We start from the raw sequence: 12,879 nt of genomic DNA, 5'->3' as shown, positions 1-12,879 counted from the left end.
CCACTCACCTGTCGCCTCGGGCACCACCCGATTCAATAGGGCCTTTGATCTTGCCCAGCTACACGAAGGAAACCACCATGACGAACAACAACTCCGCCAAGAAGGTAGCAAACCACGGTGTCGCGTGGGAACGCGCATTTGGATACGTGCAGGCCGTTCAGGTCAAAGACACGATCTACATCTCCGGCCAATTGAGCCACGATGCAGATGGAAATCTCGTCGCCCCTGCAAATCTGGACGCCAATGGTCGGCCCGCAGATTTCTCGCAGATGGAAGACCAGATCCGCCAGACTTACGTCAACGCCAAGTTGCTCCTCGCCGAGTTCGGGGCCAGCCTCGAAGATGTCGTTGAAGAGACGCTTTTTGTTCTGGACGTTCCTAGTGCATTCGCAGCCGGATCGAAAGTCCGCAAGGAAATGTACGGCGCCGAGATGCCCCAATGCGCCAGCAACCTGATCGGAGTGAATGCACTGGCCTTTCCGGAACAGATCGTTGAGATCACATTCCGCGCAGTAATAGACCGCGCAACTGTCTGACAAGGGGAACCCTAGCCCAAGATCCGCCGGATGCGACATTGCTCCGGCGGCTATCTCCATGAGAATGGTCCGCAAGATGCCGCAAACATCCATAGCCAGCACATCCCGTCTGCGCTCTCTGCAACTAACACCTGACCTGGTCTCCAGAACGCTGAGGGTCGTTGAAGAAGAAGGCCCGGAGCCCAACTGGACCCCGATTTCTTCTCCGCAGCTTGATGCGCTCGTTAACAGGGTCGAGGAGGAGGCGCGCGATGACGAGATATGGGTGTTCGCTTACGGATCCCTGATGTGGAACCCGGGATTTGAAATCGCTGACAGTGAACAGGCTGTCGCATTCGGATGGCATCGCGCATTTTCGCTGAGGATAGAGCGACTGCGGGCGACCTCCGACACCCCGGGCCTTATGCTCGCGCTGCAGCCGGGTGGAAGCTGCTCTGGTCTCATCCTCAAGTTACCTTGCGCAACGAAAACACAGGACCTGCGTAAGCTTCTCGCGCGAGAGATACGCTATGCCGAGGTATGCGACATGGTGAAATGGGTTTCGGTGAAGACATCGAGTGGCACACGCCGGGCGTTGACGTTCTGGGCGAGCCCGAGGCAATCTCAGCTCACGCAGAAGATTCCTCTCGATGAGGCCGCTGCATTGATCGCACAAGCATGCGGACCGGCGGGATCTTGTGCGGAGTATCTCTACCGGACGGTTGTTGATCTGGCAGAACGCAAAATCTTTGATCGAAACCTGTGGCAGTTGCAGAAACTCGTCGCCGCAAAGCTTCAGGCCCTACCGCAAGTCGGCTGATTCCGCCGACTTCGAACGCTCTTTGTCCATCAATCCAGCATGACCATGTGAGCCGCTACCTGCTCCTCGAAGAATTTTGAGAATGAGGCAATCCTTGGAGGCAGCGCCTGATATGGAGGATAGTAGAGGGTCAGCCACAAGTCCGGCGGTGCCCAGCCCTTGAAGACGTGGACAAGGCGCCCACTCCTGATGTGATCGGCAATATTGAACCCAGGAAGCAGGGCAACCCCGGAACCATCGGCAGCCATGTCCGCGAGAAGCTCGCCACTGTTGGCGCTGAAGGCGCGGCCTGCAGAAATGGTCATGCTAGACCCACCGTCCGAAAGGACCCAGTTCTCGCGTCGGCTCTCGCCGCTATAGGCCAGGCAGTCGTCGGGTTTCAGCTCGTTGGGATGCTGCATGTCAACGAACCGACTTCCCGGAGCTGCGACCAGGATGCGCGGCACGACCCGGATCTTTCTCCAGATCGTGAACTTGTCGGACGGTTGAGATGAAATGCGGACAGCCAGATCGTAGTCATCATCGACGATGTTGATGAGCCCATCCGATAAAGAGATCTCGAAACTCATCTTGGGATATCGTTCCTTGAATCCCGACAGAATCGGAGGCAGCACGGTCTTGCCAAACCACGTCGGCGCGCTGATGCGCAGCCGCCCCTCGTCACCCTTATGAGCGTTCATGACATCACGTCGGGCGTCTTCCAGCGTCTTCACTGCTGGTTGGATCTGGGCGGCGAAAATCGCGCCGTCTGTGGTCAGCGACACTTGCCTCGTGGTGCGCACGAAAAGTTGCACGCCCAGTTCCGCTTCAAGAGCGGCGATTGCACGGGTGACCGCCGCAGGTGTCATGTCCAGCTCGCGGGCGACCTGCGCGAAATTCCGCTTCTCCGCCGCGAGAAGGAAGGTCCGAAGTGCTTTGTAATCGTTCATGGGATTGTTTCAATAAGAGCAACACATTCGAAATGAATATTGCAATTCTCTGCGCTGATCAATCCGCTTAGATATTCGTCAACAGCCAAACGCTAACGGGACATTGAAAGGCAAGGACATCAAGGGACTGCATCACGTAACCTCCATGGCTTCGGATGCGCGTCAGAACAACCGCTTTTTTACCGACACATTGGGCCTGCGCCGGGTCAAGCAGACCGTCAACTTTGACGACCCCAATGTTTACCACCTTTACTACGGTGACGAGAACGGTTCCGCAGGAACCGTCATGACTTATTTCCCGTTCGCCAATATGATGCTGGGCCGACCGGGTGTTGGGGAGGTCGGAGAAACACAGTTCTCTGTTCCAAAAGGCTCGCTCAAATTCTGGCAAAACCGGTTTGTCACTCAGGGCGTCAGCGGTTTGGAAACGGACACCGTCTTCGGCGCCAACCGCCTTCGCTTCATCGGTCCGGATGGCGACGGCCTGGCGCTAGTTGAATCTTCCGAGGATACCCGCGCACCATGGCTTTCGGAAGGAATTCCTGGCGATGCAGCAATCCGCGGTTTTGCCGGTGCGCGTTTCAGTCTGCATGATACGGCCGCGACCGAAGAGCTTCTAGGCTTCATGGGTTACCAGCGTGCCGAGAAGGAGGGTGACGTGACCCGGTTCATCATTCCCAATGGAAACGGAGCTGATACGATCGATCTCGCCGCACTGCCGAAAACACCGTTTGCCCGTCAGGGCGCCGGCTCGGTGCACCACATCGCGTTTGCGGTCGACAACCGCGAGAAGCAGCTTGAGGTTCGCAAGGCGCTGATGGACACCGGTTATCAGGTCACGCCGGTCATCGATCGCGACTATTTCTGGGCGATCTACTTCCGAACGCCAGGCGGCGTGCTGTTTGAGATCGCCACGAACGAGCCGGGCTTCAACCGGGACGAAGACACTGCACATCTGGGTGAAGCTCTCAAGCTGCCGAGCCGCTACGGGCCATTTCGAGACAAGATTGAAGCAGGTCTGGTTCCACTCGCGGCATAGATCTCCGGCATCTCGTTTTACGCCGCCCAACGACAAGTAATCTTCAACCTATGTGACGGCTGCCTATGCAAGGTAGCCGTCACGACGACAGCAAGAATTAACAATATCCACAATGATCGGGATGATATCCGTCGGGTCGCCAGTAATGGCGAGGAGACAAGACGGCACATCAATGACGTGGAGGCAGGCGGATGGGGGCGACTGGAAATTCCGGCAACTGCGTCGGAGGTCTATTCGGCGATCCGGATGCTATTTCATTGCACTCCGCACCACTGGCGTCAGCCATATTCAGTGCGACACGGATCAGCCGTGAATTGAAAATGGGCGAGGAGGCGACCGTCGTTGTCCCTGCGCACGACAGCTATTTCCTCATGCTATATTTGCGCGACACAACGCACTGCGATGTGGAGGCTGATGGAAGTCAGTCCGTCACGAGGCAATATTATACGGGATCCATCTGCCTTATTGATATTCTCAATGGCGTGCAGATAAGTCTCAAAGCGTCCCTGAATGTCGTCGCGTTTGTCATTCCACATGTTCTGGTCGATGAGATCGCGGCTCTTTCTGTCCCCGGAGCCAATGTCGAGCTCAAGCGCGTCCGCGGCACGTCGGACCCGGTTATTGCCAGTCTGGGAAGCGCAATCCAGCCGCTGTTCGACCGGAAGGGAAAATCAGACCATGTCCTCTTACAGCATATCTCGATGGCGATCTGTGCGCACCTGATCCATCACTACAGTTTGTCGCCTTTCTTCGACGGAAGTGGCGAAGAATCGCCTTCTGTGCATTGACCCCCATGAACTCGGACTGTTCGAGCAACGACTCGTTTGATCTGTGAAACCCAAACCAACCAGACCGGAATTAGAATCGGAGGCCATCGAATGCAGCTTCGTGTCGCAGACATGACGATAACCTGCCGACGACGTACGGATGCGTCTTTCCCCGTCGCAGTGGCTTATGATCCCGAAGACGGCGTGAGAATCGTCAGTCACCTGACGGATTCAGGACATTACAGGCTTCTGAAGTCCGGTGAGCTTGCGTTCGAAGGCCGCGAACCGAAAGGTCTCACAGACATCACCGATCTGCGAGAAGATTGGCAATATCATCATCTTGCCCCCTTCGAGGTCCTGGAGTTCAAGGTCCCATTTGCCTTCATCCAGAACATTGCATCGGAGGCAGGCCGTCCAGAATTTAAAAGGCTCGAAAGCACAATTGGCTCCGCTGACCCGGTCATCCTTGGGCTCTCGAGGGCGCTATTGCCATTCTTCAGCGATCAAAGCGAGCAGGCAAGTCCACTTTTCCTGGAAAGCATCACCTCTGCATTGCTGGTCCATCTGATGCAGACCTATGGTGGGCTTTATTTCCCGCCGCGGGACAAGGGGACACTCGCGCCTTGGCAGCAACGCAGATCGTTGGAATTCCTCGCTGCGCATCTCGACGCTCGGCTGTCGCTTGTCGATCTCGCGGCCGAATGTGACGTGTCTGTCAGCTACTTCAACAAAATCTTCAAGAAAACGTTCGGTACGACGCCCCACAAGTGGCTCAGGGAATATCGTGTCTCCAGGGTGAAAGATCTGCTTGCTGAAAAGTTAACGCTGACCGACATTGCGGCGGCGTGCGGATTTGCCGACCAGAGCCACATGACGCGGGTGTTCTCCGACATTGTCGGCGAACCGCCTGCCAGTTGGCGCCAGCGCAGTCACTCACGCGCCTAATGGTCCTGGTTGGGATCAGTCTCGGTCCGTCGCCACGTGCCAGGTGGTATACCGGTCATTTTTTTGAAGACGCGGGTCATATGGCTTTGGTCAACAAAGCCGCAGATATCGGCCACGTGGCTCAGTGGTAGCCGACCGCGTTTCAAAAGGTCCATGGCTTTATCAACGCGTCGACGCATCATCCACTGGTATGGAGGCATTCCAGTCGTTGCCTTGAATGCCCGCGTAAAATAAGACGTCGAAAGTCCGCAAGCATACGCGATGTCCGTGATCGGGAGGTCCCCATCAAGTCCCGCATCCATCATGGCGGTGGCGCGTTTGAGTTGCCAGGTCGCGAGTGCTCCTGGATGGATCGCAGGTGCGCTTCGCGCTTCGCCATAGACAGTGGCCAAGTGCGTCGCAAGCGCGAGCCCAACATGATCCATGAACAGGCGGCTTGCTAGCGCTGGATTGTGGAAGGCAGGCATTAGCGCCTCGACAAGACCGTGGATCGTAGGATCGTTGATATCCGCACCTGGCAAGACGTTCAGCGTTTCAATGCGTTTTGTACCAAGGTCTTCCTCCAGCGCTGTTAGCGCCGCGCGCGGAATGTGAAAGTTGACGCAGTCAAAAGCCGATCGCATGTTTGCTTGCCATTGGCGATTATAGTCATAGACTGAAAAATTGCCTTTGTGGAAACCTTCAAATTCCACGCGTTTTCCGTCTACCCAAAGATCACCCTGATACTCGTTGAGCTGGACGCCCAGCATGAACGCATCTTCGGTGACATGCTGCTCGACATAGCCGTGATTGGGCGTTTCGCGTGTCAACCTCGTTGCCGTGATAAGGCTCTTGCTCAGGACAGATGCCGTTACCGAATTCGCCTTCTGGACTCTAAGATAGTCCATATATTGGTTGTTTGTGGACATCGCGATGTGACCTCAGCTGGCGTCGTCTTGCAGAAGTCAGTTCCGCAACGTGGTGGGTATCGGCGGAGTAATAGCCTCGCAGAAGATCCTTGCAAAGCCATTGTGTCGCTGGCGCGGGCCGTGGCGTTCAGGAAAATCCAAAATCGGAGCCGTTTGAGCAAGATCGCATTTTGGGTCTGTTTTATAGCGACGGTGAATGAAACCATCATCAGGCCCAAGATGACGAACGGCAACGAAGACATCAACTTAGCTCTTTGTTGCATAATTGATAATTCAATCGAAATTATTATTGCAATTATCCAGAGCAAAAACTTCCGGTAGATGTAATTCCAGAGACGCAACGGAAACATCTGAAGGCGTTCAGACATCAAGTGAAAACGGCACCAAAACTGCCCACCATCAAACCAAAGAGAAAATACAATGTCCAAGTTCGAAGTCCTGACACCGCAGAACAGCCAGCTCATCTTCATCGACCAGCAGCCACAGATGGCCTTCGGCGTGCAGTCGATTGATCGCCAGACGTTGAAAAACAATGTCGTCGGTCTCGCCAAGGCAGCGAAGGTCTTCAACATTCCGACCACGATCACCACGGTTGAGACCGAAAGCTTTTCCGGCAACACGTTCCCAGAACTGCTTGCCGTCTATCCGGAGAACGATATCCTCGAACGCACCTCGATGAATTCCTGGGACGACCAGAACGTTCGCGACGCGTTGGCGAAGAACGCTGCCAACGGCCGCAAGAAGATTGTTGTCTCCGGCCTGTGGACCGAAGTCTGCAACACGACCTTCGCGCTTTCTGCGCTCCATGATGTTCCGGACTACGAAATCTACATGGTGGCAGACGCTTCCGGCGGCACCTCGCTCGAAGCCCACAACCATGCGATGGACCGCATGATTCAGGCCGGTATCATTCCCGTGACCTGGCAGCAGGTGCTGCTGGAATGGCAGCGCGACTGGGCCCGCAAGGAAACCTACGATGCTGTCACCACGCTGGTGAAGGAACATTCCGGCGCCTACGGCATGGGCATCGATTACGCTTACACCATGGTTCACGGCGCCGAAGAGCGCGTCAAGCACGGCAAGCGCATCGGCCCGAACCCCGCCAAGTAAGAACACCTATCAGACCGCTCCGAAATCCATCGGAGCGGTCTTTCAGTTACCGTGGAGATACCCATGAAAATCTATCTTCTGTCTCTTGGCGCGGGTCTGCTGGTTGGCATCGTGTACAGCCTGCTCAATGTGCGCTCCCCGGCTCCGCCGGTCATCGCGCTTGTCGGCCTGCTCGGCATTCTCGTCGGTGAACAGATCATCCCGCTTGCCAAATCGCTCTGGAGCAAGGAACCGGCAGCTGTTTCCTGGCTTCACCAGGTGAAGCCGCACATGTTCGGTCATATGCCGAAGGGTGGGAACTCCGCGGAGATTGCCCACCGTGCGCTAACTAATGGAGAGGAGCGGAGCTGATGACCACGCGTCGAACCTTTCTTGGAGGGGCATCGAGCCTGGCGTTTTCGAACCTCTTCTCACCGGCCAATGCTGCCGACCCCAACCAGACCGGAGTAGACACGATGCATCCACACCTGATCCTCCACGATGGGCGCTTTACGACGCTTGACCGCAGCAATCCGAACGCGACCGCGGTCGCGATCAAGGACGGACTGTTTCTGGAGGTCGGCTCAGACACCGAGATCATGGCTCTGGCCGGTCCCGACACGAAGATCGTTGATCTCAAGGGCAAGCGCGTCCTACCTGGCCTGATCGACAACCATACCCACGTCGTTCGTGGGGGCTTGAACTTCAACATGGAGCTTCGCTGGGATGGCGTTCGGTCGCTGGCCGATGCTATGGATATGCTCAAGCGGCAGGTGGCGATGACGCCGGCCCCGCAATGGGTGCGTGTCGTCGGCGGTTTCACCGAGCACCAGTTTGCAGAAAAACGCCTGCCGACAATCGAAGAAATCAACGCTGTCGCGCCCGATACACCCGTCTTCCTGCTGCATCTTTATGACCGGGCGCTTCTGAACGGTGCAGCACTGCGCGCCGTCGGTTACACCCGAGACACGCCGAACCCGCCCGGCGGAGAAATCACCCGCGACGCCAATGGCAACCCGACCGGCCTGCTGCTTGCCACGCCAAATGCCGGTATCCTTTACTCGACCCTTGGCAAGGGCCCAAAGCTGCCGCTCGACTATCAGGTCAATTCGACGCGTCATTTCATGCGTGAACTGAACCGTCTGGGCATTACCGGCGTCATCGACGCCGGTGGCGGCTTCCAGAACTATCCCGACGACTATGAGGTCATCCAGAAGCTTTCCGACGAAAACCAGATGACGGTTCGTCTTGCCTACAATCTGTTCACGCAAAAGCCGAAGGAAGAGAAAGAAGACTTTCTCAACTGGACCTCGTCGGTCAAATACAAGCAGGGCAACGACTACTTCCGTCATAACGGCGCCGGCGAAATGCTTGTGTTCTCCGCAGCCGACTTCGAGGACTTCCGCCAGCCGCGGCCGGAAATGGCCCCGGAGATGGAAGGCGAACTCGAAGAGGTTGTGCGGGTTCTAGCCGAAAACCGCTGGCCCTGGCGCATGCACGCAACTTATGATGAAACGATCACGCGAGCACTGGACGTTTTCGAAAAGGTCAACAAGGACATACCACTCGAAGGCCTGAACTGGTTCTTTGACCATGCCGAAACCATTTCGGATCGCTCCATCGACCGTATCGCCGCACTTGGCGGCGGCATCGCCACGCAGCATCGCATGGCCTATCAGGGCGAATATTTCGTCGAGCGGTACGGTCATGGCGTTGCTGAAGCGACCCCGCCGATCCGAAAGATGCTCGACAAAGGCGTGAATGTATCGGCCGGAACAGATGCAACCCGCGTCGCTTCCTATAATCCCTGGGTTTCGCTGTCGTGGATGGTCACCGGCAAGACGGTCGGCGGCATGCAGCTCTACCCGCGCGCCAATTGCCTCGACCGCGAAACGGCACTCAGGATGTGGACGGAAAAGGTCACGTGGTTTTCCAACGAAGAAGGCAAGAAGGGGCGCATCGAAAAAGGCCAGTTTGCCGACCTTGTCGTGCCAGACAAGGACTTCTTCTCATGCGCAGAGGACGAGATCTCGTTCCTGGTGTCTGAGCTGACAATGGTTGGTGGCAAGATCGTCTATGGCGCGGGTGACTTCAAGACACTCGATGAGAACGATGTACCCCCGGCCATGCCAGACTGGTCTCCGGTGCGCAAGTTCGGTGGTTATGCCGCATGGGGCGAACCGGAAGGGGCGGGCGCGCGCTCGCTACGTCGTACGGCAATCTCGACATGCGGTTGCGCCAGTGATTGCGGCGTGCATGGTCATGACCATGCTGGCGCATGGACTTCAAAGCTGCCGATTGCCGACCTCAAGGGTTTCTTCGGTGCACTCGGGTGCTCGTGCTGGGCAGTCTGACCGTTCGCTCGGGCGATCACTATCGCCCGAGCACTTTCTTACTATTGCGATATTCGCAACTAAATCGAAACAATTGCTGCAATTGTTGGCAGGGCGATAACCAGCCAATATCGCTCCATCAACGCGGCTGACCGATCAGCGAGCATTCAGGAGCAGATATGACCTACCAATCCTATACGCAAAACCCAGTCCGCAATGGTTTGAGACGTATCATCGGCTCCCCCGGGGTCCGAACAGTCTCGTTGCTTGCGCTTTGTGCGGCCTACATCCAGGGTCCGCTTACCAAGATTTTTGACTTCAATGGCGCGCTTGCCGAGATGGATCATTTTGGTCTGCATCCCACCGCTTTCTTTGCCGTCGCCGTTATCGCTTTTGAATTGACGGCTTCCGCCATGGTGGTCTCAGGCTTTCTGCGTTGGGCAGGAGCCCTTGCTTTGGCTGGCTTTACGCTTCTCGCAACGCTCATCGCTCTTCGTTTCTGGGAAATGGTGCCCGGCATGGACCGCATGATGGCAACCAACGCCTTCTTCGAACACATCGGTCTCGCCGGTGCATTCATCTACGTTGCTGCGGCCGACCTTGCAAAGGGAGCGGGCAAATGAGCACCACGAAAACATCCGGGGGCACCTTTGCCCCTCTCGCACAGCCAGTCTTCGCGGTCATCTGGATAGCGACCGTTCTGGGTAACACTGGCAGCTTCATGCGTGATGTCGCAAGCTCCTGGCTGATGACCGATCTGTCAGCATCGCCTGCGGCGGTCGCTATGGTCCAGGCGGCAGGTACCCTGCCGATCTTTCTGCTTGCGATCCCTGCAGGCGTTCTCACCGACATTCTGGATCGCCGCAAGTTCCTGATCGCGGTACAGCTCCTACTGGCCTCCGTGAGTATCTCGCTGATGGTTCTGTCCCAGACGGGTATGCTCTCTGTCAGCGCTCTGATCGGTCTGACCTTCCTCGGCGGCATTGGCGCTGCGCTGATGGGGCCGACCTGGCAGGCGATCGTGCCGGAGTTGGTAAAGCGTGAGGACGTCAAGAGCGCCGTTGCCCTCAATTCACTCGGCATCAACATCGCCCGTTCCATCGGTCCTGCCGCTGGCGGCCTGCTTCTGGCGGCGTTCGGAGCCGGGATCACCTACGGGGCCGACGTTGCGAGCTACATTTTTGTCATCGCAGCGTTGGTCTGGTGGCCGCGCGCAAAAAATGCCAACGACGCTTTGCAGGAGAATTTTTTCGGGGCATTCCGCGCGGGCCTTCGTTATACCCGTTCGAGCAGGCCGCTGCATGTCGTCCTTCTGCGGGCAGCGATCTTTTTCGCTTTCGCCAGTGCGGTATGGGCGCTTCTTCCGCTCGTTGCTCGACAACTGCTCGGTGGTGATGCCAGCTTCTACGGCATCCTGCTGGGTGCAGTCGGCGCTGGCGCGATCGGCGGTGCCCTGGTCATGCCGAAGTTGCGCAACCGTCTGAGCTCGGACGGCCTGCTTCTCGTCGCAGCGCTGATTACCGCAGTCGTCATGGGTATCCTGTCGCTCGCTCCGCCGAAGATTGTCGCCATCATCGCTCTTCTCTTCCTCGGTGGCGCATGGATCACAGCGTTGACAACACTCAACGGAGCAGCCCAGGCTGTTCTTCCAAACTGGGTGCGTGGGCGCGGCCTTGCCGTTTATCTGACTGTGTTCAACGGTGCGATGACGGCCGGTAGCCTCGGCTGGGGCGCCGTTGGTGAAGCTGTCGGCATTCAGACGACATTGCTTATCGGCGCAGCTGGCTTGCTCGTTGCAGGGCTTGCCATGCACCGCGTCAAGCTTCCGGCAGGCGATGCAGACATGGTGCCGTCCAACCATTGGCCCGAACCGCTTGTCGCCGAGCCTGTTGCCCATGACCGGGGTCCCGTTCTCATCCTGATCGAGTACAAGGTCGAAAAGCAGCATCGGACAGCCTTCCTGCATGCCATCGACCACCTTTCTCACGAACGCCGCCGCGATGGGGCCTATGGATGGGGTGTCACCGAAGATTCCGCTGATCCGGAAAAAATCGTCGAGTGGTTCATGGTGGAATCCTGGGCTGAACACCTTCGCCAGCACAAGCGTGTTTCCAATGCCGACGCCGACCTGCAGGGCACGGTTCTCACCTACCATATCGGTCCGGAAAAACCCATTGTACGCCATTTCCTGACCATCAACCGGCCTGGCGCCGCGTAACTAGATCGGGGACAGGGCGGCTTTGGCCGCCCTTATCATTATGTCGCCTGGCGCAATGAATTCGAAACAATTGATGCAATTGCAAAAACGGCCGTTGGGCGGCAAATCTTGAGCACTTCGCAGGACGATAGCACCGCATCAGCATCAAACGAGATCACGACCATGAAAATTCCTTCCCTCCCCATCCTTCTCAGCTTCAATGGCGGCTACGTCGACACTTTGGGCTTTCTGTCACTTTCGGGGCTCTTCACGGCGCATGTGACAGGCAACTTCGTGACCTTGGGCGCAACGATGGCGCATGGTCTGGATGGGGCGTGGTCGAAGCTGCTCGCACTTCCGATGTTCTGCCTGATCGTTTTCGCGTCACGTTTGGCGTGCCTGAAGATCCAGGGGCTGGACCGGTCGCCTATCCGGCCCATGCTGGTCGTCAAACTGCTTCTGCTCGTCGCCGTGGCGGTGCTGGCATTTATCTACGGTCCCTTCCATGGCGACGACAGCAAGCTGACGTCGCTCGTTGCGCTCACGCTCGTGTCGGCCATGGCAATACAGAACGGTCTCCACAAGGCGCATCTCGCAAAAGCCCCGCCATCAACGTTGATGACCGGAACGACGACACAGATCATGCTCGATCTGGCCGACATCCTGGCCAATTCGAAACCCGAAGATATCATCGCGGCAAAGGCACGTGTGAAGAAGATGGGGACCGCCGTGGCGACCTTCGCTCTCGGTTGCGGCTTTGGTGCGCTGGGTTACATTTATGCGCCTGTAATCGCGTTCAGCTTGCCGGCCATTCTTGCCGCGGTTTCCCTGTTCGCAAGCAGCGCCGGGGCGGAATCCTGAAATCCGCCAGAACGCCTCATTCACCCGTTTTGTTGAAAGGAAATCCAGATGGATATCGGCCATGAAGCGGGCGGTCTCTCAAGCCTGATCGCTCCCGTCCTGAAGCCGCTTGCGGTCGGCCTCGAATTCTTCGGCGTCGGGGTTATTCTGGTCGGCGTCGTGATCGCGACGGTTCTTTACGGACGCGACCTCTTCTCCATCGGTAGCCGGGAAGCATACGAACGCTACCGCGCCAATCTCGGTCGCGGAATATTGCTGGGCCTCGAGGTCCTGATCGGCGCGGATATCATTGCCACGATCATCTCGCCACTGACATGGGAAAGCGTTGGTCTTCTTGGGATGATTGTGCTCATCCGGACCTTCCTGAGCTTCTCACTCGAAGCCGAGATCGACGGCCAGTGGCCCTGGACGAAGAACTCGGTGCCAGCCCCGCAGACCCATTCGCGATCGTCTTCTCTGCCCGGCAAGCGCTAACC

Annotated in this window: 14 protein-coding genes; 12 read left to right on the top strand and 2 right to left on the bottom strand. The window is 57.1% G+C overall.

Annotated elements, in window-relative coordinates; genetic code table 11:
- Positions 1–77: 77 nt before the first annotated feature.
- A complete protein-coding gene (locus tag HRR99_RS22725) occupies positions 78–536 on the top strand; it encodes a Rid family hydrolase (protein ID WP_062585834.1) in 459 nt (152 codons plus the stop codon).
- A gap of 64 nt (positions 537–600) precedes the next feature.
- Positions 601–1,335: a gamma-glutamylcyclotransferase gene (locus HRR99_RS22720; RefSeq protein WP_233125010.1), complete on the top strand. Its 735-nt coding sequence runs from the start codon at positions 601–603 to the stop codon at positions 1,333–1,335.
- Between the two features lie 29 nt (positions 1,336–1,364).
- Here HRR99_RS22720 and HRR99_RS22715 read toward each other — a convergent pair whose 3' ends face one another.
- On the bottom strand, positions 1,365–2,264 hold the full coding sequence (locus HRR99_RS22715; RefSeq protein WP_111838588.1) for a LysR family transcriptional regulator: 900 nt from the start codon (positions 2,262–2,264) through the stop codon (positions 1,365–1,367).
- A gap of 145 nt (positions 2,265–2,409) precedes the next feature.
- Here HRR99_RS22715 and HRR99_RS22710 point away from each other — a divergent pair, with 145 nt between their 5' ends.
- The 3 genes from HRR99_RS22710 to HRR99_RS22700 all read left to right on the top strand — a co-directional run bounded on the left by HRR99_RS22710 (position 2,410) and on the right by HRR99_RS22700 (position 5,015).
- Positions 2,410–3,303 carry a VOC family protein gene (locus HRR99_RS22710; RefSeq protein ID WP_111838870.1) on the top strand — a complete coding sequence of 298 codons (894 nt, stop codon included), beginning with the start codon at positions 2,410–2,412 and terminating at the stop codon, positions 3,301–3,303.
- A gap of 191 nt (positions 3,304–3,494) precedes the next feature.
- Positions 3,495–4,091, top strand: coding sequence for a hypothetical protein (locus HRR99_RS22705; RefSeq protein ID WP_233125009.1), 597 nt, complete (start codon positions 3,495–3,497; stop codon positions 4,089–4,091).
- A gap of 90 nt (positions 4,092–4,181) precedes the next feature.
- Positions 4,182–5,015: a helix-turn-helix domain-containing protein gene (locus HRR99_RS22700; protein ID WP_111838586.1), complete on the top strand. Its 834-nt coding sequence runs from the start codon at positions 4,182–4,184 to the stop codon at positions 5,013–5,015.
- Here the strand turns inward: HRR99_RS22700 and HRR99_RS22695 are convergent.
- Positions 5,012–5,824: a helix-turn-helix domain-containing protein gene (locus HRR99_RS22695; RefSeq protein WP_233125008.1), complete on the bottom strand. Its 813-nt coding sequence runs from the start codon at positions 5,822–5,824 to the stop codon at positions 5,012–5,014. The two genes, HRR99_RS22700 and HRR99_RS22695, sit on opposite strands and share 4 nt — an antisense overlap.
- 519 nt (positions 5,825–6,343) lie before the next feature.
- Here HRR99_RS22695 and HRR99_RS22690 point away from each other — a divergent pair.
- From HRR99_RS22690 to HRR99_RS22660, 7 genes are all read left to right on the top strand, one after another.
- A complete protein-coding gene (locus HRR99_RS22690; RefSeq protein ID WP_233125007.1) occupies positions 6,344–7,033 on the top strand; it encodes a hydrolase in 690 nt (229 codons plus the stop codon).
- A 63-nt stretch (positions 7,034–7,096) separates the two neighbouring features.
- Complete coding sequence (locus HRR99_RS22685) at positions 7,097–7,384, top strand: XapX domain-containing protein (RefSeq protein ID WP_111838582.1); 288 nt, start codon at positions 7,097–7,099, stop codon at positions 7,382–7,384.
- Entirely contained in the window at positions 7,384–9,366 is a 1,983-nt protein-coding gene (locus tag HRR99_RS22680; RefSeq protein ID WP_111838581.1) for an amidohydrolase, read from the top strand. The genes HRR99_RS22685 and HRR99_RS22680 overlap by 1 nt, the downstream gene beginning before the upstream one ends.
- Before the next feature lie 158 nt (positions 9,367–9,524).
- On the top strand, positions 9,525–9,968 hold the full coding sequence (locus HRR99_RS22675; protein ID WP_111838580.1) for a DoxX family protein: 444 nt from the start codon (positions 9,525–9,527) through the stop codon (positions 9,966–9,968).
- Positions 9,965–11,563 carry an MFS transporter gene (locus tag HRR99_RS22670; RefSeq protein ID WP_111838579.1) on the top strand — a complete coding sequence of 533 codons (1,599 nt, stop codon included), beginning with the start codon at positions 9,965–9,967 and terminating at the stop codon, positions 11,561–11,563. The genes HRR99_RS22675 and HRR99_RS22670 overlap by 4 nt, the downstream gene beginning before the upstream one ends.
- Positions 11,564–11,725: 162 nt before the next feature.
- Positions 11,726–12,403 (top strand): YoaK family protein, encoded by a 678-nt coding sequence (locus HRR99_RS22665; protein ID WP_111838578.1) that lies wholly within the window; start codon positions 11,726–11,728, stop codon positions 12,401–12,403.
- A gap of 48 nt (positions 12,404–12,451) precedes the next feature.
- On the top strand, positions 12,452–12,877 hold the full coding sequence (locus tag HRR99_RS22660) for a DUF1622 domain-containing protein (protein WP_111838577.1): 426 nt from the start codon (positions 12,452–12,454) through the stop codon (positions 12,875–12,877).
- The last annotated feature ends 2 nt before the right edge of the window (positions 12,878–12,879 follow it).

Source organism: Agrobacterium vaccinii, from assembly GCF_021310995.1.
GTDB classification, from domain to species: domain Bacteria; phylum Pseudomonadota; class Alphaproteobacteria; order Rhizobiales; family Rhizobiaceae; genus Agrobacterium; species Agrobacterium vaccinii.
Note: the sequence above shows the minus strand (reverse complement) of the source record. Positions and strands in the feature narration are given on the sequence as shown.

Bases quoted from the DNA above. Each gene is read 5' to 3' on its own strand.
- HRR99_RS22665 (WP_111838578.1), top strand. From the start codon at position 11,726: ATGAAAATTCCTTCCCTCCCCATCCTTCTCAGCTTCAATGGCGGCTAC.
- HRR99_RS22700 (WP_111838586.1), top strand. From the start codon at position 4,182: ATGCAGCTTCGTGTCGCAGACATGACGATAACCTGCCGACGACGTACG.
- HRR99_RS22680 (WP_111838581.1), top strand. From the start codon at position 7,384: ATGACCACGCGTCGAACCTTTCTTGGAGGGGCATCGAGCCTGGCGTTT.
- HRR99_RS22710 (WP_111838870.1), top strand. From the start codon at position 2,410: ATGGCTTCGGATGCGCGTCAGAACAACCGCTTTTTTACCGACACATTG.
- HRR99_RS22715 (WP_111838588.1), bottom strand. From the start codon at position 2,264: ATGAACGATTACAAAGCACTTCGGACCTTCCTTCTCGCGGCGGAGAAG.
- HRR99_RS22670 (WP_111838579.1), top strand. From the start codon at position 9,965: ATGAGCACCACGAAAACATCCGGGGGCACCTTTGCCCCTCTCGCACAG.
- HRR99_RS22720 (WP_233125010.1), top strand. From the start codon at position 601: ATGGTCCGCAAGATGCCGCAAACATCCATAGCCAGCACATCCCGTCTG.
- HRR99_RS22660 (WP_111838577.1), top strand. From the start codon at position 12,452: ATGGATATCGGCCATGAAGCGGGCGGTCTCTCAAGCCTGATCGCTCCC.
- HRR99_RS22725 (WP_062585834.1), top strand. From the start codon at position 78: ATGACGAACAACAACTCCGCCAAGAAGGTAGCAAACCACGGTGTCGCG.
- HRR99_RS22675 (WP_111838580.1), top strand. From the start codon at position 9,525: ATGACCTACCAATCCTATACGCAAAACCCAGTCCGCAATGGTTTGAGA.
- HRR99_RS22705 (WP_233125009.1), top strand. From the start codon at position 3,495: ATGGGGGCGACTGGAAATTCCGGCAACTGCGTCGGAGGTCTATTCGGC.
- HRR99_RS22690 (WP_233125007.1), top strand. From the start codon at position 6,344: ATGTCCAAGTTCGAAGTCCTGACACCGCAGAACAGCCAGCTCATCTTC.
- HRR99_RS22685 (WP_111838582.1), top strand. From the start codon at position 7,097: ATGAAAATCTATCTTCTGTCTCTTGGCGCGGGTCTGCTGGTTGGCATC.